Consider the following 25,409-nt stretch of genomic DNA (forward strand, 5'->3'; position numbering starts at 1 on the left):
TTCTCGCGGATCGCTGCCAAAGCATCCGGCGTTGCTGACTGACCCAATATCGCCTCAGCCAAATCACCAGGAAGCGCCTCCGTGCCCATAAATATGAGCACGGAGATCACCAGCAACGTCAGAACACCAAACGATAACCGCTTGGTAATCAGACCTATCAAATCACCCATCAATCCAGACCTGCTCAGGAGCACGGAAACCACTCATGCCGTAAACAGAAACATACTCAAAGCCCTTGATGTTTTTGGTTGCAGCATCGAGGTAATCAGCAAACATTGGAATGATGACACTGCCTTCATTGCTGACCATGGTCTGCATTTCGGCATAAAGCGCTTTACGTTTGTCCTGATCCAGTTCAGCACGCGCCTCAAGCAAAATCTTGTCGAAATGCTCGTTTTTCCAGAAACCTTCGTTCCAAGCAGCATCAGAAGAGAAGGCTGTCGAGAACATGATATCCGGCGTAATCCGTCCGCCCCAGTAAGAGAAGCAGAAGTTTTTCTGCATCCAGACATTGGACCAGTAACCATCATTCGGCTCACGTACCAGATCAATCGTGATACCTGCTTTGGATGCACTTTCCTTGAAGAGAACAGCAGTATCAACCGCACCGGCAAAGGCAGCATCCGAGGTATGCAATGGAATGGTCTGCCCCTCAAACCCGGCCTTCTTGAAGTGGAAAGCAGCTTTATCAGGGTCATAGGTCCGCTGCTCAAGGCCAGTAGCAAAGTACTGGTCAGTTGCGGCAATCGGATGGTCGTTTCCAACCCGTCCATAACCACGCAATACCGTTTTCAACAGCTGTTCACGATCAATGGCATATTTCATGGCCAGACGAAGGTCATTGTTATCAAACGGCGCCCGATCGCCCATCATTGGCATGGTATAATGCTGTGCACCAGCTGTTGAGAGGATCTGAACGTTTTTCGCCCGCTTGAGCAGGGAAAGGGTTTTTGGATCAACCCTGTTAATCAAATGAACTTCACCTGTCTGCAAGGCTGAAGTTCTTGCAGCAACATCTTCGATCGCCAGAATTTCGACAGAATCAACATGAGCTCGATCAGATTTGAAATAATTCGGGTTTTTCTTGGCAAGAAAGCGAACTCCGGGCTCAAAGCTTTCGATCTGATAGCCGCCTGTCCCAATTCCACTGGCAGGATCTTCATCTTTGGGCATGATCTGAAGGTGATAATCTGACAGCAGGAACGGTAAGTCAGCGTTACCAGAAGTCAAGGTCACAAGGACTCTGTCTTTACCATCTGCCTTGATTTCGGAAATACCACCGAGAATACCCTTGGCCCCTGATTCGGACTTTTCACCCAGGTGATGCTGGATTGACCAGACCACATCATCGGCATCCATCGTCTTGCCGTTGTGAAACTCAACACCTTTGCGAAGATTGAAAACCCACTCCTGGGCACCAGGTTTCGCTTCCCAGCCTTCGGCAAGTTCCGGGGTCGCTTCACCTTTGGCATTCACCTCAACAAGGCAGTTGCGCGACGCAAAGGTCATAACCTGGGGCATGTACTGGGTAATGGTCGCCGGATCGAGACTGTCAGTCGTCTGTCCACCTGCCATCCCCACCTTGAGGTGACCACCTTTAATCGGTGTCGCGTTCGCACTACTGGAAAGAAGCGTCGTCGCAGCAGCCACACTCAGCCCCAGAGCCGAAGACTTGGCCATAAAATCACGACGGGTCATTTTCCCGGTCGCAACAAGAGTTTTGTAATACTCAATTTCAGACATGAAGTTCTCCCTACTTGCAAGCCAATATCAGATGAGCTTGGCGGTTAGTTTTTTTATTCACTGAAGCCCGCTGTATTTCGAGCCACCCTGTTTTTTTATTATGTGACAAGTTTCTCAAATATCGTACTGAAATTTCAAGATATTTTTTTACAAAATGTTATGACATAAAAATAATCGAGGCTATGGATAAATAATAACGGGGGGAATTAACCTATGAATTGAAGCAGGATCGTTGAAAAATAATAAAGATTCATTTTAACGGTGCAAAAGATTAATGAGCAACATTAGCGCCCTTGCCTCCCTATTCTTTTTCACAATAACAACACAAACAGAAGAATCGCCGGAGCCTTTTTATACCGATGATCTGCACCTCAGGATTCTTGGAATAGCCACTTTGAGGAAATAACGTCACCAAGAAACTTGAAATGTGAGGTTTCCCCCACTATTCACTAGGGTGACAAAGCACCCGGCACATTCAGAGTCCGCCATATAAAAATGAAAGAAGCAGGATAGAGATGCCCAAGCCCAGTAATATTCCTGAAATCCAGGCCCGGTTGGACCTAATCAGCCAGGAATTGATTGCCCTTATTCAAAAATACCAGCTTGATGCCCAAGACCCTTTAGAGGTCATCCCTGTCGCCAAGCAAAAAATAAACATTTCTGACGACTATATCCGGTTTCTCGAGCTATCGCTCGAAGGTCGCCTTCTTGGGGAAGCAGCCAGTTTTCTGGAAACAGACAAATAGCACGGCGGAACCCGGACCAACCTATTAAAGCTTAAAGGTTTTTTCCTTTTGATCGGAACTGGTCAAAAAAGAAGAAAACGCGACAAGCCCAATAGCTGAAGCGCTTTTTCCTTTCGGGTTAAACAAAAAGTGCTTTAGGACCGGACCAAAACACAATCGTCATGAATTGGAAAATAGCCCCCATCCGGCTCCCCAGATCAGATGCGAAAGCCTTCAGGGCAACTCAGGGCAATTTCCACATCCGGGGTCATAATTGACATTCCCGTGAGGAGTTTTTGTCCATCAGGAGTGCGCCAGGGCAAACGCAGACAGCGGTACCTGTTCCGGCATCGGGATCCATTATCAAGCGTCATACAGGCATCAACATGTTCGTACTGGGGCAGACCGGAATGGAGGATAACTTCATAAGCCTTACGTATCCACTCCCCATAATCAGGATCAGGTTGCTGGTGAATACGGTGCCCAACCGCTATATACGGCCAGTCAGGCCCATAGACACCGATATCCGAGCCAATATGAGTAAATTTGGGTTCTGTGTAGCCGACATCAGGTTCGATAAAGACAGCCCGGTCAAGCAATCCCTGATGCCGCATAACATTTGTTGCTGTCTCGGTAAAAACGCCTGAATTTTCACGCCAGCTTTCCAGGATTGGCAAAAACCTTGCAGAAGCATCTGATGCATCAAAAGAGAGAGAAAAAGGATCTTTCGCTACAGCAACATAACGATCCTTGCGTCCAGCCCCCTTTTCGAGTCCTGCAACAGACATCAAGCGCATACAGGCAAGCAAGGGCTCTTTATACTCTTCATAAAATTGCCCATTGGTCCCGTATCGAAGGCCCAGCTTTACATAGGGGGCCTCCAGCAACAACGAACCCGCCGTCGACAAGGCTTCATCTGAAACGAACCTCGGGTCAAAGGAGAGTGTTATCTGCATCAATTTTTGGTCTGAAATTGCCGAAACCCAGCCAAGTTCCTCCACATAGAGAAGATTATTGTCATCTCCATAACGGGACGAAAAGCTACCAAACCGATGAAATCTGACGATAGCATCGTCAAACACTTTACCGAACTCATTGATCAGGCGAGTCTGCTTACCCATATACCACCACGAAAGAAGATCTGTGATAATTTCCCGCCATTGTAACTTTAAACTAATATTCTTGGGAAGAGACTAATCACACTCAAAAGAATTTATTCCTCTAAAAGTATTCACACCCCCATAAAATCACAAACAAAAATCATAAAATCAAAACAAAATCATCGGATAATCATGACTTTCACCAAACAACTACATCATTCCAAAAGTAAAAGATTGATCACACCACTACTCAATAAAAAATAAGATAGAAAATAACTTACATTAACCCACGGTTGAATATTGAATACTATTTTTAACTTGAGAAAATTTGCGCGTCATGGTAGTTTTACCCAAGCAACCTAGCAAGGCAGATAATGAGAAACAAAAAACCACTACCAAAACGGATCACAGGTGTACCAAATGCCGTGGACGTCCACGTGGGACAACGGCTTCGGTTGCGCCGCACCTTACTGGGCCTTAGTCAGGAGAAACTTGGCGAAGCCCTGGGACTAACCTTCCAACAGGTCCAGAAATACGAACGGGGCACCAACCGTATTGGTGCCAGCAGACTCTACGATCTGGCCAGAGTACTGGATATTGAAATAGGGTATTTTTTCGACGACATGTCCGATGAAGTATCCCATCGTTCTCCAGGACAAATCCGTGGAATGGCGGAAGAAGGCGAAGAACTCCCATTTGAAAAAGATCCTATGGCCCGACGCGAGACACTTGAGCTTGTGCGCGCCTACTACAAAATCGGGGATCCTTCGGTTCGTCGGCGCCTGCTCGAGATGGCCAAAACTCTTGGCAAAGTCTCTATCGATCTGGCAGAAGTCGCTGAAGCGGAATAATTCTCGTTTAGAAAAAGGGAGCTTTTACAGGCGTGTGAAAGCTCCCTTTTTGTATCCAGTGTGGTACTAACATTCCAGGTCACCCATAATCAGTCGGACTGTTTTTCTGGATAATAACCGAAAGACATTGTGTATTGTCCCCAGCTTCAAAAAATTCACCCGACCAAGAAAATCACCCGGCCATGACCTGGAAGGCTGTAAACCAGCCATAAGACAGAACAAACAGAAAAAAACCAAAACTACCAAAAGCCACTAGACTGCTCAGAAAATAATCCAGCATCGTTGCATCTTCTCTCATCTCAATCTCCTGAAGTCGATCTTGCATAGGAACATTTCATGAACCTTATGCCAAAGATCACGCCTTCGAGTCAAGAACAAAAAGAGAACATTGTGATTTTAGATATGAGTTTTTTTAATTTTTTATTTTATTTCATGTAATTAACCAGGCTGAAGAAATTTCAGGGACAGCCATTCGAATCATTGCGCTCATCCCCCAACAACGCCACATAACCAGTCAGACTTGCCGGGCTGATAACCTGAAGCCTGCTCCGGCTCCCCCGCAGAAGAAACTGATACAGCTGCCCCTTTCTGTCGTAGTCGCTGCTGCGTATCTTATCCCGCAAAGTTATCAACTCTGAAGTTTCGTCGCTTCGCTCAAGCTTTTCCGGCACAGTATCCCCAAGGGCGGAATCCTTGAGAATCATATTGTTGAAGGCAGCAGAAATCCTGATCGTTTTATGCAATGCCCTTTTGTCCTGGCCTGCCATCTGGGTACCTTCTGCTCCCGGCCCAAAAGAGTAACAACCAGAAGAGTCGTAATCAGTCTGCTGCCCGAGTTGACGCAAGATAACCTGCTCCCTTGCCCAGAAGTTTAATGACCGTCCAGATAATAGTTCCGACAACAGTTCTGATGCTGTGGCTTCCTGATCCGGCGTGACGATTTTACCTTGAGTTTCCACCGTCCAGAAAGAAGGGGCCGTCATCTCCAGCAACATATGTTCGATTTCCAGAGGTCGGATCAACCCGGTCAATCCCAGTTCCAGATCCCTCTCGCCGCCACTGTAATTTCTCTCCCCCTGCTGAATAGCAATAACCAGCCAGCGCAACAGAGCCATCACTTCCCAGAACTTAACGCGTGCGGGATCAACCTCCTGCCCACTGACAGCCCCGTAGCCCTGATAAAAACTGGCCCTGCTCGCAATCCCCCCTGCCGGGGTGTCTTCATAACCATAGCGCCAGCAACGGGCACAGAACCAACCCAGATCACTATAGGGGTCCCCCCAACCAGAGAACTCCCAATCGAGGATTCCCGCCAACTCCCCCCCCTCAACCAGATAGTTCGCTGTACGGAAATCTCCATGAACCAACGTCTGAGCGGAGGAGCAACAGTATTCCGTCTGGATCAAACACCACCGCATGGCCCATTCAGCGACGGGACGGACCACACCCTCCTGATCGAAAAAATTGCGGTATTGCCGGATCAGAGAGTTTACAGGATCAGGCGTGTGAGGCTGCAAAAAAGATAGTTCTGTCGGCGACAAACGATGAATAGCAGCCAGTTCTCGACCGAGGTCAATCGCCAGTTCTTCCCGCTTTTCTCCTGCTCGTATCTGTGCGAAATCAGTCGTTCCCGGCAGGTATTCCATCAGGATAAAAGGTTTACCAATAATATTCACATCCAGACACAAGGCAATCGGCTTAGGTGTTTTGATCCCTGCAGAATGAACAAAAGCTAAAACAGAAAACTCATCGGCCTTTTCATGGCTGCCCGCAACGAGAGTAGCGGCATCAGTGCGCAGAACCAGACTTCCCCCCTCACCATCAGCGCAGGAATAGTCCAGACGCAGATTTTCCTGGATAGCCCCTCCGGACATTGTGATGATCCGATCAATCACCAGGCCTTGACGCGCCAGCACCTGACCAACAAAATCAGTCAGCGCCATTATCTTGTTCACATCATCCAGCAATTATCTGCCTCACAGCTGAGCATTATTTAAACGCAGACATAGCAAAGAGAAGCTCGACAACAAAGCCGGATAATGCACAGACGAGCACTTCATTTTGAAAGCAGCCATCTACAATGACCAAAGCGACCATTGAAATCGATATCTATTCCGACCCGATCTGTCCCTGGTGCTACATCGGACTGAAACGTTTCCGCAAGGCCCAGGCCATGCGACCTGATTTTGAGGTCAAAACCCGCTGGCTTACCTTTCAGCTCAACCCCGATATGCCGCTGGAGGGAATGGAGCGCCAGAGCTATCTGGACAGCAAATTTGGCGGACGCGACAACGCCACACAGTTTTACAATCAGATCGCCAGCACCGGGCGCGAGGAAGGCATAGACTTCAAATTTGACTTGATCAGGAAAACACCCAATACCGTAGATGCCCATCGCCTGTCGCTTTTAGCCCGCAGCCAGGACAAACAGGATGCCCTTATGGAGCGCCTGTTTGAATGTTATTTTCTCGAAGGACAAAATATTGGCGAACGAAGCGTCTTGCTGGAAATTGCCCAAACAACTGGATTAACGGGCGCTGCGGAATACCTCGATAGTGACCAGGGCCACGAAGAGGTCCTCTTTACCGATCAGAATGCCCGTTCTCTGGGCTTAAATGGTGTCCCCTGCTTTATCGTCAACCGCCAGCATATTCTTCCTGGTGCCCAAAACGCAGATACACTCGCCCAAATGCTCGATATCGGCTACCAGCAACAGCTAGAACAGCCCTAACCGCAAGCCGGAGCGAAAGAACCATGCAAGTCGCGATCATCTCCGATATACACGGCAATCTTCTTGCCCTTGAGACCGTGATGCGGGAAATCAACCGGCGCAAACCGGATCTGATACTCAACCTTGGAGACTGTGTTTCCGGCCCCTTCTGGCCCAGAGAAACCTTTGACTATCTCCATAAGTTGGAAATTCCAACTGTTCGTGGCAATCATGATCGCTGGCTGGCGGAACGAACCGCAGACGAGATAAAACCCGGTTATGACTTCGGTCACTTGTCACTAACGGACAAACAGCGTCAGGCCCTTGGTTCGCTACCCGCCCGCCTGTCCATCGAACAGGACATTCTGGCTTTTCACGGTACACCACTGGATGATACGCACTATCTGCTGGAAGATAACGTCGAGGGCCGCCTGGCCCTGGCCAGAGGTCGCGATGTTCACGCGCGCATCGGGGAGCAGTTCGGCGCCAGTCTCTATCTTTGTGGACACAGTCATCTGGCTCACATCGCCACAGGTCCCGGAGGAAGCACCATCATCAATCCCGGCAGTGTCGGTTGCCCGCGGTATGCCGACAGCAACAGCCCGATGATGGCCGAAAGCGGATCAGCCCATGCGCGCTTTGCCATAGCCACCAAAACCGCAAAGCGCTGGTCAGTAGAACTGATCGCCCTGGATTATGACTGGGACAAGGTAGCCGCCCGGGCCAGGGAAAACGGTTACCCCTCCTGGGCAGAAGTTTACTGATTTTCGCCCAGGATAACAATTAATTTAAACTGTTAATACACACAATCAACGTACTGTAATAATTATTTTTTTGCCAAAGACATCAGCTGTTCCATCATAGAGCGGACACCTTTAAGACGGGATGCAGGATCATCCCAGGCGCGGCGGTAAACCAGCTTGTGATCCGGGCGAATCTTGACCGTTCCGACCTGTTCCTGGATGAAAATAATCAGCGCTGACGGATTGGCAAAACTGTCATTGCGGAAAGAAATCACCGCCCCTTTCGGACCCGCATCCACCTTCTCAACACCGCACTCTTTACAAAGTCCTTTGATCATCATCACCTGAAGCAAGTTCTCCACCTCGACAGGAATGTCGCCAAAACGGTCGATCAGCTCTGCGGCAAAACCGTCGATTTCCGTGCGCTCGGTCAGGGAGGAAAGACGACGATAGAGCCCGAGCCTGACATTCAGGTCGGCGACATAATGATCAGGAATCAGCACCGAAGAACCGATATTAATCTGAGGCGACCAGACGTCTTCTGATACTTCGTTGACCTCATCGCTGCGCAGGGTCGCAATCGCCTCTTCCAGCATTTGCTGATACAGCTCAACCCCGACTTCCTTGATATGACCAGACTGCTCGTCTCCGACCAGGTTTCCAGCCCCGCGGATATCCATATCATGGCTGGCAAGGGTAAAGCCCGCGCCCAGACTGTCGAGGGTCTGCATAACCTCCAGACGGCGCTCTGCAGTCTTGCTCAGCAGCTTGCCGACAGGCAGTGTCAGATAACAATAGCCGCGGATCTTGGAACGCCCGATGCGCCCACGGATCTGATACAGCTGTGCCAGACCAAACATATCCGACCGGTGCACAATCATCGTATTGGCCGAAGGAATATCCAGTCCGGATTCAATGATATTGGTCGAAAGCAGCACATCATACTGATGATCACAAAAAGCGGTCATCACCTCTTCAAGCTCCGTCGGGGCCAACTGACCATGGGCAACGCAAAGTTTTACTTCCGGTACCAGCTTGCTCAGCTTTTCCTTCATATCCTTGATGTCGGACAGGCGCGGGCAAACATAAAAGGTCTGACCACCGCGATAATGTTCGCGCAAGATTGCCTCGCGCACAATGACCGGGTCAAAGGGCAGGATAAAGGTACGGGCTGCCAGACGGTCCACAGGTGGCGTCGCGATCAGGCTCATTTCCTTCACACCCGACATGGCCATCTGCAGTGTCCGGGGGATAGGTGTCGCCGTCAGGGTCAACACATGGACGTCGGTACGCAGTTCTTTCAGGCGCTCTTTCTGCTTTACCCCGAAGTGCTGTTCTTCATCCACAATCAGAAGACCAAGGTCTGAGAATTTGATATTCTTGGAGAAAACGGCGTGGGTACCTACAACAATTTCGACAGTACCAGCCGCCAGGCCCTTTTTGGTTTCTGTCTGCTGCTTGCTGTTTGCCAGACGTGACAACTGCCCGATCCGCACTGGCAACCCCTTGAATCGCTCGACAAAGGTCAGGTAGTGCTGGCGCGCCAGCAAGGTCGTTGGCACAACAATCGCCACCTGCTTGCCGCTCATGACAGCAACGAAGGCAGCACGCAGGGCAACTTCCGTTTTACCAAAACCAACATCACCACAGATCAATCGATCCATGGGACGACCGGATCTGAGATCAGTAAAGACATCCTCGATGGCATTCAGCTGGTCTTCGGTTTCCGGATAGGGGAAGCGGGCCGCAAACTCGTCGTAAAGTCCTTCCGGCACATCGATGGTCTCGGCCTTGCGCAACAGGCGGTTGGCTGCAATACCGATCAGCTGGTGAGCGATCTCGCGGATACGCTCCTTGACCCGCGCCTTACGCGCCTGCCAGCCCACCCCGCCGAGACGGTCCAGTTCAGCCCCGGAATCCTCGGAACCATAGCGCGAGAGCACCTCGATGTTCTCGACCGGAACAAAAAGCTTGTCGCCGCCATGATAAAGCACCTTGAGACAGTCGTGCGGAGCCCCGCCAACATCGACCGTTTCCAGACCGATGTACTGACCAATGCCGTGTTCCATATGCACTACAAAGTCATTGTCCTGCAGTGAAGAGGCCTCGCGCAGGAAATTATCCGACTTGCGACGTTTCTTCTGCGCCCGGGCAATCCTCTCTCCAAGGATATCCTGCTCGGTGATAAAAACCACCTCAGGGGTCACGACACCGCGTTCCAGCCCCATGGTCAGGAACTGCACCTGCTTCCGCATGGTCTTGCGCAGGATCTTCCAGTTTTTCAGAATGTCCGTGTTGGTGATCTCATGTTCATGAAACATCGAGATCAGACGATCACGCGATCCATCGGTATAGCCCGTAACAACAATCTTTTTCCCTGCATTTTGCTGCAGGCGAATATAGTCCCGCACCTCGTCAAAGACGTTTACGCCTTCGCGGTTGCGCGATTCAGAAAAATCCTTGCCAAGCTTGCCTTCAGCATCAACGACATTTTCCTGGTGATCCGGCAGTTCAAAAGGAGAGAACTGGGCAACACCCCGGATGTTTAATTGAGCATCCCAGTCGGCAACAGACAGAAACAACCGTTCCATGGCAACAGGCTTATAGGTCGTCCCACTGTCAGATGATTTTTCTGTGACTTTCCCCACCGACTGAACCATGGATTGGCGGGCCTGATAGAAATCAGTAATTGATTCAATCCGGGCATCCCGTGCCTCTTCTGCCTGGGCATCCAGTGTCACCCGGACTTCAGGAAGATAATCAAAAACAGTATCTAACTCACCATAAAATAACGGTAACCAGTGTTCCATTCCCGGATACTGCCGCCCTTCCGAGATTGCCTCGTAAAGCGGATCATCCTTACCAACGGTGCCAAAGCTTTCCCTGTAGCCCAACCTGAAAGCCTCGATAGTTTTCTCATCCAGAATAACCTCGCCAACTGGCCTTAACTCCAGGCTTTCAGCCTCCCCCGTGGTGAGCTGACTCATGGGATCAAAATGGCGCAGACTGTCCAGCTCATCCCCAAAGAAATCCAGCCTCAGCGGGTTTTCCTGCCCCGGAGGATAAACATCCAGAATCCCCCCGCGAATGGCGTATTCCCCTGGCTCGCTTACAGTCTCGGATCTGCTGTAGCCATTTGTGGCAAAAAAGCGGGTCAGACGATCAAGCGGCATGACCGCCCCTGCCTTGGCAACCAGCGTCCGGTCTTTGAAAACACCTCGTGGCGGCACCCGTTGCAGGGCGGCACTGATGGTTGTCAGGACCAGGCGGCCACCAGCGGGGCTCCCGGTTTCAAGCAAGCGGGCGAAAGCATCAATCCTGGCCGCCAAAATATCCCGGTGGGGGCTTACCCGGTCGTAAGGCAAACAATCCCAGGCCGGTATCTGGATTATTTCAAGATCTGGCGCAAAGAACTGTACCAGTTCCGCTAGGGCTGCCATCCTGTTGTCATCCAGAGCAATATGCAAAAGCGGCATCGGTGCCAGCTCCAGCGCAAGCTCGGCGAGGATCTGGGCATCATAGCCCTCAGGAGCTGCGGAAATTTGATAACGATCTGCGGCCTGAAGTCGGGTGGCGAGTGTCTTCACAATAGCAATCTTTTTTATCTGGCTTTTATCTGAAACGGATATGTCAGGCCTGCGTGTTTAAAGGCTGAAACAGCTCTGACATTCGGGCGCAAAGAAACTATCTGTCCTGTGGCTTGTACTGGAATGCCAGCAAGGCCGTCAGAACGGGGTTACAGCTGCTTTCCGGTGGCTGGGAGTTGCCAATGATCCAGTCATAGAGTACCGGATCGGGAATATTGAGAATCTCTTCAAACAGATCCAGATCTTCGGCTTCCATCGTGCCGACATGTTTGTCAGCAAAAGACCCGATAAGAAGATCCGCTTCCTGGGTTCCGCGATGCCAGCTTCTGAACCGGAGCTGTTTGCGTCTTTTTTCCACCTCGGCAGTCATAGATCCTGTACCTGTCTGTCGCTTCCCGACCAGCTAACCGCTCGGACTGTCTGTCACAATCTGGTTAAATCTGACCAATACCTGGACCACCATAACCTGACTTGTGGTGTTTCAGTTGCAGGGGAAGCTGTGTTATGAAACATTACTAGAACATTTAATAAACATCCTGCTCATTTTCTGCAAGTCAAAGCCCGTGCGCCCAGAGATTCTCTTTCCGCTTTTCACACCCGTCTCCACACTTCAGGGCGTTGGTCCGCGCCTGAGTGTTCTTTATGAAAAGCTCGCGGGCTCCCGCGTTCTGGATCTTTGCTGGCACCTGCCTGTCGGGATGATCGACCGACGCTATGCACCAACACTTGCTGACGCCCTGCCCGATCGTGTTGCCACGCTGAAAGTGACCGTTAGCCGCCACAGCCCTGCCCCCAACCGACGCAGCCCCTATCGGGTGTTCTGCCACGATGCCACAGGGGAAATCCAGCTGGTCTTCTTCCACGCCCGAGCCGATTATCTGATGAAGCTGCTGCCCCCGGGGGAAGTCCGGATCATCAGTGGCAAGCTGGAACGCTTTGGCGAAACCTTACAGATGGCCCACCCTGACCACATGGTGCCGTTGGAAGAAGAAGCCGAGGTCAAAACGGTCGAGCCTGTCTACCCCTTGTCTGCTGGAGTGACCCTGAAACCACTGACCAAGGCCATCCGCGGGGCGCTTGCCCTCACCCCGGCTTTGCCTGAATGGCTCGACCCGGCGCACAAGGCTCGTGAACAGTGGCAGATTTGGCGCGATTGTCTCGAACAGGCCCATCACCCCAGATCAGACGATGAGCTCACACCCTTCTCCCCGATCAGAAAACGCCTGGCCTATGACGAGCTGCTGGCCAACCAGCTGGCAATTTCTCTGGTCCGACAACAGCAGACAGCGGCCAAAGGCCGGGCAACCAAGGGCAAGGGGCATCTGCGGGAACAGATGCTCGACATCCTGCCTTTTACCCTGACCGGATCGCAGGACCAGGCCATAAAAGAAGTCATCACCGATATGGAAAGCTCTGATCGCATGTTGCGGCTGGTTCAGGGCGATGTCGGCAGCGGCAAGACTGCTGTGGCGCTTTTCCCCATGCTTGCCGCAATTGAGACCGGGGCGCAGGCCGCCATTATGGCGCCAACCGAAATTCTGGCCCGCCAGCATTACAACACCCTCCAGCCCTTTGCCGAAAAGCTTGGTGTAACCATCACCATCCTTACCGGACGCGACAAAGGCAAAGCCAGATCAGCCATCCTGGAAAACATCGCCACGGGCAAGGCCCAGATGGTTATCGGCACCCATGCCCTGTTCCAGGACGAGATCATCTTTCACAACCTTGCGCTGGCCGTGATTGATGAACAGCACCGCTTTGGCGTTCATCAGCGCCTGTCTCTGGCGAAAAAGGGGGCTGGTGTGGACATGCTGGTGATGACCGCCACACCGATCCCGCGAACCCTGATGCTCACTGCCTATGGCGACATGGCGGTTTCACGCCTGACCGAAAAACCCGCCGGGCGACAACCTGTTGATACCCGTACTGTACCACTAGACAAGATTGCCGATGTGATTAATGGCGTGGCCCGTTCGCTGGATCAGGGCACCAAGGTCTATTGGGTCTGCCCGTTGGTTGAAGAGTCTGATAAATCCGATCTTGCCGCCGCCGAAGCTCGCTTCCGGGAACTGGAAGAACGTTTTGGCAAACGTGTTGGCCTGATCCATGGCCGTATGAAGGGCCCGGAAAAAGACGCTGTCATGGAACAGTTCTCCAAGGGAAGTATAGATCTTCTCATTGCCACCACGGTGATCGAAGTGGGTGTTGACGTGCCCCAGGCCACCATCATGATCATCGAACATGCCGAACGTTTTGGCCTGGCCCAGTTGCACCAGCTGCGTGGACGCATTGGCCGGGGCAGTGAAAAATCCACCTGTATCCTGCTTTATCAGGGACCACTGGGTGAAACCAGCAAGGCCCGCCTGAAGATCATGCGCGAAAGCGACGACGGTTTTGTCATCGCCGAAGAAGACCTGCGCCTGCGCGGTGCTGGTGAAATGCTCGGTACCCGGCAAAGTGGCCTGCCCGAATTTCGGGTCGCCGACCTTGCCTGCCATGGCGACCTGCTCGCCACCGCCCGCGATGACGCCAGCCTGATCATGGAAAAAGACCCGACCCTGCAATCCGACCGCGGCAAGGCCCTGCGTGTCCTGCTCTATCTGTTTGAGCGTGATACCGCAGTTACCTACCTTAAATCGGGATAAATAACAGAACTAACGCCAGAGAATTCTGAGCCCAGAAAATTCTGAACTGACGAAAGGAGCCCCCACCGACGGGCAGGGGCTTCTTCATTTTACTTGTCAAATTTTGACAGGCTGGATCGTGATTACACCACGGTTACATTGTGTTCATCATTATCCAGGATCACGGTCAGGATATCAGTGGCGCTAACCCCTTCCAGATAGGCGATCTGGGTATAGGTCGCCCCGCCGTTGGTCGAAATTTCCAGATCGGCACCTCCGCCGTTCTGGGTTGCACGGACAAAGCTTGCGACAGCATCGGTATTATCATCAAAGGTCACCAGATCACTGATGTTGAGGATATCACCTTCAGCCATGTTATAACCACCACCACTCTGATTGTAATCCGTGATGGTATCCACATCGACCCCGACATTCTGACCAAAGAAACCAAAGGTATCAGCTCCGGTTCCCCCGGTCAGGGTATCTGATCCGGCACCGCCAATCAGAACATCGTTTCCACCATTCCCGATAAGGATGTCATCTCCATCCCCGCCGATCAGGATTTCCCCATCCCCGGTTCCGGTTACAGTCGAACCTTCCTGATACGCGACACTTACACTGGCAAGATCGGTACTGAAACCATCTGCTGCCGTGTAATCAAAGCTGCCATCTTCCGGCTGGACAATATCCGTGCTGTCGATGGACAGTTCAGCTTCGTAATCACGAGTACGCGTAGAACTACCATCTTTACTATCAGTAGACTGAACACGAATAAAGTAATTACCGCCTGTACTTGCTGTAAATGTATCTCCAACTTCGAAATTTGAATCTACAACAGACCCGCCAGCACTATGAAGCGTCAACTTCAGATTATGATTACCATCAAAATCCTCAAGTTTGAGAGTTTCACCTGCAATCAACACAACAAGATAACTATCGCGGTCATATCTTCTATCAGTACTTCCACCAAAGATGCCACCATCTCGATCACTGGCGTCGCGGATACGACCTTCAAAGTTGATCAGATGAACAACTTCATTTGCAGGTGTACTTCCATCCCGCACCCAGAGATTTCGGCTGAGGTTTGTCGCCTGATTTCCTCCTGATGTGTCGAAATTATCATTCACCTCATTACTATCAACATGATCATTATTGGGTCCAGGAGGGTCATGATAAAACTGTCCGTCGCTACCATATGCCCGCTCGGTGATAGTCTGCACCGTACTGCCCGACCCGAAACCAAGGCTGGAAACATCCAGGCCGTCTGGCACAAAGGTAACCACACCACCAGCCTGGCTGACAGCCCCTTCCATCGGGTTACTGACGCCCGTTACATCTGTGCCGGGATTGGTTTCGTCATTCAGTAGCAATGCCCACTCAGGAATATCAATATCCCCTGAAGTGATATTGGTCAGAACCACATCGTTAATCGCGTCAATCGGTTCCGGCAGGGTCACACAAACCTTCAGATCCGCTGAAGAAGGATCTCCGTCACCATCAACCATGGTGTAGGTGAAAGTTTCTTCAAAATCACTGCTTACAGAGCCTGGTGTAGTATAGGTGTAAGCCCCTGTGGCCGTATCGACCACCAGCTTGCCCCCTTCGGCGGTTGAGGCAATGGTGATGATACCATCACTGCTGCCATCCCCGGCATCGGTATAGACAACACCATCGTGCAGCACTTCAGTAATCGCAACAGTACCAAAGCCATCTGCACCCGGCAAATCATTCGCCAGCAGGTTACCGCTTGCTTCACCCCCGCCGCCCATGGTGCCACCCAGAGCATCTGCCAGATCAGCAAAGTTCGGTACACTGACAAAGCTGTAGAGGCTGGCCGGGATAAAAGGATTACTGTCATCTCCGCCACCGGTATTGAGGAAATAATCTTCCAGACCGTCTTCAACCGAAGAACTTGGTCCAATACCAATTCCTGTAACCTGAACATTGTTATCAACAATCGCTGTTGCAATGTTGCTGTCGATCTCATCATCATTATCGGTATTGGTATCATTCGGAGAACCGTCACTGATAAAGTAGAGATGATTTTCAAAAGACGGCAAGCCCGTGATCGGATTGTTCAGATACTCGGAATTCAATCCGAACAACGAAGCCATACCTGCGTCGTAGTTGGTCGAACCAGAGTCGTCATAATCCCCGCGGATTGTCGTAAGTTGATCATCCAGAGTTGTTGATGACAGGGTGCCATCATCGTTCAACCGGACAAAATCATCCAGATCCAGCGTTCCGCCAGCAAAACCGTCGAAGACAAAGGTGCCATAATCCTCGGCATTGGATCCGAAAGTCACCAGAGAGAAGGCCAGGGTTTCAGGCGATCCCTTGGCAACCAGACTGTCGATAAAGGTGCGAACACCGTCGATCTGGGTATGATAGTTTGACTGGCCGATTGATCCGCTTTCATCAATAACAAAAGCGATATTGAGCGGCGGCGCGTCTCCCGGTGCAGTGACAAGACAGATCTCGTCATCGACCGCAACTGGCTCATCATCCTTGATACAGATTTTCAGATCAGCAGAGGTTTTATCGCCATCGTTGTCGAGGATAGAGTAAGTAAATATATCCTCGACCTCATCATCAGTGGCAGAACCCGGCGCACCATGCATCACCGATGGCAGGCTGGTATAGGTATAATCCCCGGCAGCATTTCCGCCCTGATCATCCATATAGATTTCCAATGTCCCCTTGGCCGTTGTGATGGTCAGGAGTTTGGTGCCATCGTCGTAACTGGCCGAAGGTGTGCCGACAGTTGGGCCGGTCAGAACCCCGCTGTCATCGACAGAGAAGCTGACACCGTCAACTTCGACACCACAGATCCGGTCCAGACCATCAGCTCCGGCATCATCATTGGCGACAACATTGCCACTAACGGTATTGCCCAACCCGATTGTCCCAACCAGCACGTCGGCAAGATCTTCAAAGGAAGCTGCGTTCAGGACTTCGCTGGTATCTGCAACAACACCACCATCGAAGAAATTTACAAAGGTAGAGGGTGAGATTGAACTGCCGATACCGATTGCTGTGAAGCCGATGTCACCATCCAGCAGATCTGCTTTACCACCGCTGTCCAGAACAACAGAAGCATTGCTCAGCGGAGACGCCCCGTCATTCCGGTTGCCGTCACTCAGGAAGAACACCTGATTGTTATGGCCCGGAATATGTTCGAAGTCGCCCCCTGTATCAGAGAAGAGCATTTCAATCGCGGCTTCAAAGTCTGTCGCCCCTGAATTGATGATCGCCCGGCTTGTTCCGTCCAATGCCGCTTCTGCCGAGGCAAGATCGGTAAAGGTGCCCAGGTTGGCAGCATCAGCACCGAAAGCCACCAGCGTCACCGATACAGCGGCTCCTGAACCAAACAACGTCTGGATAAAGGTTTTGACGCTGGCAATTTCCGTCGCCAGATCACCATCACTGACCGAGCCACTGAAGTCCATGACAATCCCGATATTCTGGGGTTGTGTGCTGGTCTCGACTTCGGTAACGCAAGCTTCATCGTCTTGGGCTGTAGGTCCGTCATCCTTGAAGTAAAGTGCCGTGCCCAGATCAAGAGAAGCATCTGCATGGTCGCCGTCACTATCAACAATTGTGCCCGTCAGACTGATCAGCCCTGGCGCCAAACTAACTGCGTCATTGGGGTTATCTGCGTCTGGATGTTCAAGTGCCCGTTGCTGATCCAGGGTAACCACCCCGCTACCATCAACAGATACCTTGAAGACAACTGCTCCACCAGCACTGCCAATACGTCCATAAACATCCCCACCCTGGGTATAGAGCAACACAGGATCGCCTGTCGCAGTATCAACCAAACCAGAGTTCGTGCCATCTGTTGCCGAAACGGCGTAAGTCAGGCTGCCGGGACCATCAGCACCAAAGCTGCTAGCAAACCGCCCAGAGAAATCAAGGCTGTCATCCTGGTCAAGATCCGTCTCGTCCACACAAAGAGCCTGGGTGATTGAAATATTATCAATGTACCCGCCGAGACTTTCACTAGCTCCCGCACCAACAAAGGCCAGATTATTGCTACCGGCCCCAGCTGTTACAACAACTGTAAATTTGGTCCAGCCGCCAGGCGCATCTGTCGAGGTTACATCCTCTACCTCAACACCATTCCACTTGACGATGACATCGTCCGTATCAGTGCCGTTATCAACACGAGGACGATAATGGAAGGTCAGAACATAGTCTTCTCCTGGTGTCATCCCGGAAATATCCTGCTGCGCCACCGAATTCTGATGCGCATCAAGCTCCAGCAAAGCATCACCATGTTGGGCTGCTCCGGCAACACCACCGTGCTGTATTTCGAAACGTGGCTGACCTTCTCCGCCGTTGCTCCAGGAACCGTCACTGAGATTTTCGAAAACATCCCAACTAGCCCCACTCAGGGTATGGCCGTCCTCAAAGCTGCCGTTCAGGACAAATTCAGTTGGTGGATTGACCGAAATAGACGGACCATCATCCTTGACGATAACATCCACAGAGCCCCAGTCGTAATCCCAATCGCCATCGACAATCTTGACGTGGAATTTCATTGGCAATGGATCGTTGTGATCATCCGTATCCGGATGTTCCAGGGCGATGAACTGTTCGTACTCATACGTACCATCAGGGTTCACAGTAAAGGTGAAAGCAACGTCACCCGCAGCCCAGCCCGTCAACACATTCCCGGTCTGGGACGTCGTGATTGGGGTGTCAGTTTCAGAAGTCGTGATACCTGCAGTATCGACAAAAATTCTGATGGCATCATTATGCGGCGTCCAAGGAAAGTCCGCCTGTGGTCCATCTGCCCCAAAATCAAAGATATCAAATGTACCATCGGCTTTAATAGATGCTGCTGTATTCAGGTCGGTCTCATCGACCATCAGCATTTCCTGACCATCAATCTCAGGACCATCATCAAGCACTTTCAGGAACACTTTGCCATAAGCCTTATCCCCATCACCGTCCTTGATCCGGACAGTAAAGAGCATGCCAAGCGGCTCGTTATGATCATAACCGTTCCAGTGCTCCAGAGCCTGGTACTGTTCGTAATTATAGGTACCATCAGGGTTGGTGGTAAATCTGAAGACTTCTTCCCCGTTTGCAGTCCCGATCAGGGTATCACCCGACTGGCTGGTACTAACAGCATGGTTACCCTGCGCCGTTCTAATGGTCCCGAGTGAGAACATTTCTATACGAATATCATCCGCGGCAGGACCATCTGCCCCAAAGTCGAAGACATCAAACTGACCAAAATCGGAAATCACCGCACCATTGTCAAAATCAGTTTCATCAACACAAAGGAACTCGTGTCCACCAATTTTGGGACCATCATCATCAAAATTGATTTTCAGACGCCCGATATTGCTCCGGTCACCCTCATCATCTACAGCGAAGAACTTGAGATTCATCGTGTTGATGTCTTCATCGTGATTGTAGGGATTAGGATGTTTCAGGGACATATACTGTTCGACATAAATATCGACGTCATTTTCCCCATTATGAAGATCAGACCCAATTGTCACAACAAAAGCCAGATCGCCATCCGAGCCCCCGACCCGCCCATAAACAACCGAAGGATCAGATGCAGAGGAATAGAGGTTGATCTGTGAGCCATCTGTGGTTCTTACACCACTGTACTGGCCGCTATAATCAATAAAGCGGATATCTTCCAGATCATCTGGTGGAGAAAGGCTTGGGCTCGACGGGCTGTCGGTATCCAACGGTCCGTCAGAACCGTCAGCCTCATCATCAGAACCGTCCGTGTGAAGATCCAGTCCACCATCAATCGATATAAAGCCCCGGCTTACAATGCCGCCGCCAGATACACCGTCTGCTAGCATCGCAGCAGCAAGAAGGTTTTGAGCATCCGAAACGCCGGCAACATTATTTGTAACCGCCTGTTCCGCTGAGGTCTGGTCCCCTTCGGTTTCATCCAGATAGAGTTTGGCGCGACGCACAAGATCGGGGATGTCTTCCTGGATATCAAAAACAAACTGGCCTTCCGCAAAAGCAACATTATTTGCCAATGTCAGCTCATCGGTACCGATATCAGTTTCCTGTTCCTCGGCGATCGCCTTGACGGTAATAATAACCGGGCCATTGGTGTGCGTCGGTCCCTCGTTATAACGGCCACCATCTTCACCTTCACCTCCACCATAGAAGCTCAACGCTGGGGATACCTCTCCTTCACCCCCTTCACCACCATCATCGTCCTCCACCTCAACACCCGTCGTGGTGTAATCGTTGGTGTTAAAGGAAAGAACGCCATTGAAGGTCGTAAAGGCAACTGTTTCAGAAGGATCAAGATCGGGATCATCCGGATCTGGCAGATCTCCCGTATATTGCAGGGTATAGCTGACAAAACCTTCGTTTTCCTCATCCGCGACAGGTCCAACCAGTTCCCATCCCGCAGGCAAAGTGGTGCAGGCCTCATTCACTGTAAAACCGGCAGGAACACCTGAGACAACCAGGGTCAAGGTCTCTGAGCCATCAAGATCTCTGAGGGCCGCCGAAATGGGGAGTTTGATGACACTTTCTTCACCAATGGTTTTGTTCTCGCCACTGCTGAGATAGATCCCTTCTTCCGGTTCGGGTTCTCCTTCGCCGCCTTGGTCAAGCAGACGAAGATCAAAGCTCTCGCCACCTTCGGAATCATCGGGATAGTCATCAGGAATTACACCAAGCATCAGCTCTGGAATATCCGCAGCCGCATCAATAATAGCCTCAACGCTGTAGGGTAAAGCAGCAGACAAACCAGAATCAGGATCTGTAATAACAGCAACACCCGAAACCGGGATATCTTCATCTGAATCCGGGGAAGGCAGGATAAATACCTGATCAATATCTGATGGATCAATTGTTACCGGGAAAGTACCTGTATATTCATCTCCTGCTTCAGACCCGCCGATAAAGAGCTTAACCCCGGGCGGGAGAGCATTCATTACAACAAAATTCAGTACCTCGTTATCCGCAGGAACAAAGGTAAAGACCACCTGCATCGGCGCTGCATGGGGTTCAAGCGCCCCACCGCCACCATCATGCGGATCGTCATTCAGACCATCATCCCCACCTGGAAGATGCTGATTTGGCAACCAGTCCTCGAAACCGCCATCATAGGTTCCCTGAACATCCCCGAACTCGTCATCCACCTCAGTTGTCGTGGTAATAAAATCGACGGAGAAAGTACCTTGCGCAGGGTCGGTGTTTTCATCAATTCCCTCAAGCAGGCCAAAGTTAAGCTCGGTCGGGTCAATAACCCCCTGGGCAATCAACAGATCAATCACACTCCCGGTGTCATCACTGTACCGACTGCCACCACCACCAGCGGGGCCCGCCCCTGCTGCTGTACCACCGGCTGCTGTTTCAAGTGTGTTATCCCCACCTGCCAGCGCCAGCGCCTGTCCGATTAACTGATCAGAGGCAATCTCGACACCATTAACGACCAAAACCGGCGGGTCGCCAGCCTGGGCCTGATTGACAAGATTGAGAAAGACAATCCGGCTATCCGGTGCACCGTCACCGTCACTGTCATAAGAAAGAACAAAGTTGGCGCCTTCCACCGAGGGTGTCGCCTGTGCAGCATTAAAATCCAGAACAACGGTCTGACCGCTCTCCAGGTTTTGCTCTATTTCCTGTCCGGATGTCGGGGCCGGAATTGTTAAGATTGCCTGACCAACCAGGATATCCTGGGCCTGACCTCCAGCCAGGGAGTTGTCCGTAGAGTCCGCCTGATCTGTACCGTCAAATAAACCTGAAGTATTTGGGGGGAGTTCACTTGCCATGATCTTGTCCTTCAGCTGCTGTTTGCTCTGAAACCATCAATAACATTCAAGTAAAATTTTATATTTTCTGGATACTTTTTTGCACACATTTATCAACAAATAATGCATACATATGTATGATTTTTAAATAAAATTTAATATATTCTTTACATTCATACAGTTAGCAATTGTTTTTAATAAGGTTTTTTGTCCGCATAAATCAACTAATATAAAGAAAATTCCACAAATTTATAAGATTTTTCAAAAACAGAAAATCCGGCACATTTCAACGAAATAACAATTATCTAATTGCTATATATAACAATATTAAATCAATACCTTTACATGTTTCAAAATAAAATCACTTCAAATAAATAGAAAATATTCACAAAAGAAAAAAATCCTATCTACTTTATAATCACACTCTTGCTCACACTCTTTGGGTGTAAATGAAATTACTCAGCACGGATAAAATTTAAATATCGTCTGTATACAAGGGCAGAAAAAACAGGAACAGGCTGGTTAAAATATCCATGCAACTGCTGAGTAGCGCAAATCAGTGACTTGAAGATTTTTGCCAGGCGGTGGCACCAGAAAACTCTGGGCGTCCCTCAGGAGAGCTACCTGCAGAAATTAGGATTGGCAACTGACAGAATGAACCGGGAGGGCTACAGCACCAAACAGGAAATCCCCTTGAAACAATAAACAAACGCAAAGGAAGGGCTTGAGGACAAAGCCATCGTAGCCGCTCCCTTTATTATAATTGCACCTGATCAAAGCAATTGGTCCGTCAGAAGTATCAGATCTGCTTCAGGAAGCAGCCTTTCTGATATCGTCAGACTTCTGATTTTTCATTCCCTTGCCAGCTTTTCCTGGCGAAGAGTTTTTACGCCCTTCTTTTTCCCGGCGATCTTCGGGGGTAACAATGCCGCCAGAAACAACCATTTTAATCCCCTCTTCAACCGTCATGGTCAAAGACTTGGTTTTGCTGCGCGGTACAAAAAGAAGAAAGCCTGATGTCGGATTTGGCGTTGTCGGAAGAAAGACGTTGATCGATTCATCTACTGAAATATCACGAATCTGTGGATGAGAGTCCCCAGTATAAAAACCCAGAGCCCAGGAGCCGGGGCGAGGATATTCTATCAACACAACCTCGCGAAAAGCATTTGAATGTTTCTGAAAGATGGTTTCAATGATCTGCTTGATTGCCCCGTAAAGCGTCCTGATCACCGGCATCTGGTCCAGCATCCGCTCACTGATACGCAAAAGGGTCTTGCCGACAATGCCCGCTGTTAAGAATCCGATCAGGGTCAAGCCGAGAAAGATAAAGAAAAGACCAAATCCTGGCACAGCAAAAGGCACATAAGTCTCAGGATTCCATTGGGCCGGAATATAGGGCCGGACCCAGCTGTCAATCAACACAACGATTTCCCAGGCAAGCCAGAATGTCAGGCCAATTGGTGCTGTCACCAGCATACCCGCGAAAAAATAGTTACGCAGTCGCATCAGCAAACCGGGACGGTGGCTATGGATCTCTTCCGTTACAGGTTTGGCTTCCTGGCTTTCCGCACTCATTTTCTTGATATCAGAGGGCGTCAGAATACCACCTGAAATGACCAGCTTGATCCCCTCTTCTACGGTCATATCCAGATGGTGGATATCCCGCTCGGGTATAAACAGCAGAAAACCTGTTGTCGGGTTCGGCGTTGCCGGAACAAACACATTGATTACCGCTTCTTCGGTAACATTTTGGACCTCACCTTTGGTTCGGCCAGTTATAAACCCGACAGCCCACGATCCCTTGCAGGGGTATTCAACCAGCACCACTTCGCGAAACGCGCCGGATTTCTGTGAAAGCACTGTTTCGAAAACCTGCTTGGTCCAGCTGTAGATACTGCGGACAACAGGCAAACGCTTGACCACATTTTCACTGACCATCATTAAAAGACGACCAATATAACCAGCGGTTAAAAAGCCGATCAGAGTAAGGCCGACAGCGATAACCACCAGCCCCAGCCCAGGGACACCAAAAGGCAGGTAGCTTTCAGGGTTCCATTGAGCAGGAATGTAAGGGGTAACCTGACGGTCAACAAAGGTGATCGCTTTCCAGGCAAGCCAGAGAGTAATCGTAACAGGCGCTGTAATCAGAACCCCCGCAAGAAGATAGTTACTAAGCCTCTGTGCAAAAGACAGTTTCAGCTTTTTTTTGGCCTTCCGGCCTTTATCTTTCATCTATCGAGATTCCGTTATAAACAGACGACCCTACGCACCCGGAACTAAACCGACACGTCATTTCGTAAAGATTGATGTAAAGCTTGTTATTTTCAAGGGAAGAATGCGCATTTTTATGATGATATCCCGCTTGGGATGAATATGCACCCCCCGCTCGTATTCTTATATCATCCTTCTGTGGGATGGTGCGGCAAAGAGGACTTGAACCTCCACTCCCTTGCGAGAACTAGCACCTGAAGCTAGCGCGTCTACCAATTCCGCCATTGCCGCATTTTCCAATGCACCCACAGGCTTGTCTGTTTGGCGATACCAACCAGACGCCATCACATCAACCAACTTCAAAGAAGAAAGTTGGTGCGGTCGAGAGGACTTGAACCTCCACCCCGAATTAACAGGACAGCGACCTCAACGCTGCGTGTCTACCAATTCCACCACGACCGCTCCGTGATGAAAGGGTATATATAGGGGGTGAATTGTTGCGTCAATAGATTCTCTCTTCTGACTTAAAATTATTATTCACAAACAATAACTCCCTTGCTCAATCTATAAAATATCGCGAAAGCACAGGGGGTTGATTAATGAAGAAAGCGTTTGATCTGCCGACATGGCTGTAAGCTTTCGCTCCCGCTGCTGGTCTGGATTTTTCTCATTGTTCACGCTTGTATTTTATAGCCCTGGTTTTGGGTTATTCCAAACACGTTCACAGCCCCGACACGCTAATCACAAAAACATCACAACTCATCCAGCACAGAATTTGGTAAAAGAAGTTCAACGCTTCGGAGTGAGACACAGGCTATGCCATATTAATCCATGGCAACCCCCATTCGGCCGTCCCCCTGTCATACTCCGGAGCGTTTCTCTTGAAGATATCGTTTATGGCATTTCTTTGATATGCTGCCCTCTCAGAGAGAGGGAATTGCCGCATGAACGATATACCAATCGGGATTGACCTGGAAAAAATCATTCAGCGACTTAAAAGCCGGGAAATCGAAATCAATCAACTCCGGCTTTCATCAAGCGAAGCACGGGATGTTGTCGAGCTTGACCAGACGCGCGTCGGACGGCTGTCAAGAATGGATGCGTTGCAATCACAAGCAATGTCACTGGAATCAGAGCGCAGAAGACAAGCCGAACTTGAAAGAATTACCGCGACCCTTGCCCGACTTGAAAGCGGCCAATTCGGCTATTGCCTGAAATGTGACGAGGAAATTCAGCTCAAACGGCTGGAACTCGACCCGACAACAACCCTGTGTGTTGCCTGTGCCAGTACAGCCCCAAAAGGTCAGTAAGACAGCACTCCAGTCGGTATCAAGGTCGATAAAGTAATCAAAAAATCTACA

At 50.4% G+C, this 25,409-nt stretch carries 14 protein-coding genes, 2 tRNA genes and 1 pseudogene; 6 read left to right on the forward strand and 11 right to left on the reverse strand.

Annotation, left to right across the window (positions count from 1 at the left end; translation table 11 throughout):
• Positions 1 to 170: pseudogene (locus tag B152_RS26335) on the reverse strand (ABC transporter permease); the annotation flags it as partial.
• Positions 163 to 1,743 carry an ABC transporter substrate-binding protein gene (locus B152_RS0107480; RefSeq protein WP_020591788.1) on the reverse strand — a complete coding sequence of 527 codons (1,581 nt, stop codon included), beginning with the start codon at positions 1,741 to 1,743 and terminating at the stop codon, positions 163 to 165. The pseudogene B152_RS26335 and the gene B152_RS0107480, both read right to left, overlap by 8 nt.
• Before the next feature lie 515 nt (positions 1,744 to 2,258).
• Between B152_RS0107480 and B152_RS0107485 the strand changes: the two genes are divergently transcribed.
• Positions 2,259 to 2,489 (forward strand): hypothetical protein, encoded by a 231-nt coding sequence (locus B152_RS0107485; RefSeq protein WP_020591789.1) that lies wholly within the window; start codon positions 2,259 to 2,261, stop codon positions 2,487 to 2,489.
• 197 nt (positions 2,490 to 2,686) lie between these two features.
• Here the strand turns inward: B152_RS0107485 and B152_RS0107490 are convergent, their stop codons facing one another.
• Complete coding sequence (locus tag B152_RS0107490; protein ID WP_020591790.1) at positions 2,687 to 3,589, reverse strand: hypothetical protein; 903 nt, start codon at positions 3,587 to 3,589, stop codon at positions 2,687 to 2,689.
• 353 nt (positions 3,590 to 3,942) lie between these two features.
• Between B152_RS0107490 and B152_RS0107495 the strand changes: the two genes are divergently transcribed.
• Positions 3,943 to 4,419, forward strand: coding sequence for a helix-turn-helix domain-containing protein (locus B152_RS0107495; RefSeq protein ID WP_026261367.1), 477 nt, complete (start codon positions 3,943 to 3,945; stop codon positions 4,417 to 4,419).
• Positions 4,420 to 4,591: 172 nt separating this feature from the next.
• Here B152_RS0107495 and B152_RS26520 read toward each other — a convergent pair whose 3' ends face one another.
• Positions 4,592 to 4,717, reverse strand: coding sequence for a hypothetical protein (locus tag B152_RS26520; RefSeq protein ID WP_020591792.1), 126 nt, complete (start codon positions 4,715 to 4,717; stop codon positions 4,592 to 4,594).
• Positions 4,718 to 4,877: 160 nt separating this feature from the next.
• The gene (locus B152_RS22920; protein WP_157230968.1) at positions 4,878 to 6,374 is read right to left on the reverse strand and encodes a phosphotransferase family protein; all 1,497 of its coding nucleotides are present in this window, start codon (positions 6,372 to 6,374) and stop codon (positions 4,878 to 4,880) included.
• A 125-nt stretch (positions 6,375 to 6,499) separates the two neighbouring features.
• On the opposite strand from B152_RS22920, the gene B152_RS0107510 reads away from it, so the two are divergent.
• Together B152_RS0107510 and B152_RS0107515 are read left to right on the forward strand one after the other, a co-directional pair.
• Positions 6,500 to 7,150 carry a DsbA family oxidoreductase gene (locus B152_RS0107510; protein WP_020591794.1) on the forward strand — a complete coding sequence of 217 codons (651 nt, stop codon included), beginning with the start codon at positions 6,500 to 6,502 and terminating at the stop codon, positions 7,148 to 7,150.
• A 23-nt stretch (positions 7,151 to 7,173) separates the two neighbouring features.
• Entirely contained in the window at positions 7,174 to 7,893 is a 720-nt protein-coding gene (locus B152_RS0107515; RefSeq protein ID WP_020591795.1) for a metallophosphoesterase family protein, read from the forward strand.
• 62 nt (positions 7,894 to 7,955) lie between these two features.
• On the opposite strand, the gene mfd is transcribed toward B152_RS0107515, so the two are convergent.
• On the reverse strand, positions 7,956 to 11,459 hold the full coding sequence (gene mfd / locus B152_RS0107520) for a transcription-repair coupling factor (RefSeq protein WP_020591796.1): 3,504 nt from the start codon (positions 11,457 to 11,459) through the stop codon (positions 7,956 to 7,958).
• Positions 11,460 to 11,556: 97 nt separating this feature from the next.
• Positions 11,557 to 11,829 carry an FAD assembly factor SdhE gene (locus tag B152_RS0107525; protein WP_020591797.1) on the reverse strand — a complete coding sequence of 91 codons (273 nt, stop codon included), beginning with the start codon at positions 11,827 to 11,829 and terminating at the stop codon, positions 11,557 to 11,559.
• Between the two features lie 193 nt (positions 11,830 to 12,022).
• On the opposite strand from B152_RS0107525, the gene recG reads away from it, so the two are divergent.
• Positions 12,023 to 14,104, forward strand: coding sequence for an ATP-dependent DNA helicase RecG (recG, locus tag B152_RS0107530; protein ID WP_020591798.1), 2,082 nt, complete (start codon positions 12,023 to 12,025; stop codon positions 14,102 to 14,104).
• Between the two features lie 122 nt (positions 14,105 to 14,226).
• On the opposite strand, the gene B152_RS0107535 is transcribed toward recG, so the two are convergent.
• The 4 genes from B152_RS0107535 to B152_RS0107555 form a co-directional block, all read right to left on the reverse strand.
• Complete coding sequence (locus B152_RS0107535) at positions 14,227 to 21,858, reverse strand: DUF5801 repeats-in-toxin domain-containing protein (RefSeq protein WP_020591799.1); 7,632 nt, start codon at positions 21,856 to 21,858, stop codon at positions 14,227 to 14,229.
• A 789-nt stretch (positions 21,859 to 22,647) separates the two neighbouring features.
• Positions 22,648 to 24,069: a DUF502 domain-containing protein gene (locus B152_RS26400; protein WP_020591800.1), complete on the reverse strand. Its 1,422-nt coding sequence runs from the start codon at positions 24,067 to 24,069 to the stop codon at positions 22,648 to 22,650.
• Between the two features lie 183 nt (positions 24,070 to 24,252).
• Positions 24,253 to 24,339 (reverse strand) — tRNA-Leu (locus tag B152_RS0107550).
• 82 nt (positions 24,340 to 24,421) lie between these two features.
• A tRNA-Leu gene (locus tag B152_RS0107555) sits at positions 24,422 to 24,510 on the reverse strand.
• Positions 24,511 to 24,992: 482 nt separating this feature from the next.
• On the opposite strand from B152_RS0107555, the gene B152_RS0107560 reads away from it, so the two are divergent.
• Positions 24,993 to 25,358 (forward strand): TraR/DksA family transcriptional regulator, encoded by a 366-nt coding sequence (locus B152_RS0107560; protein WP_020591801.1) that lies wholly within the window; start codon positions 24,993 to 24,995, stop codon positions 25,356 to 25,358.
• Positions 25,359 to 25,409: the final 51 nt, after the last annotated feature.

This window comes from Kiloniella laminariae DSM 19542, from assembly GCF_000374005.1.
Taxonomy (GTDB): domain Bacteria; phylum Pseudomonadota; class Alphaproteobacteria; order Kiloniellales; family Kiloniellaceae; genus Kiloniella; species Kiloniella laminariae.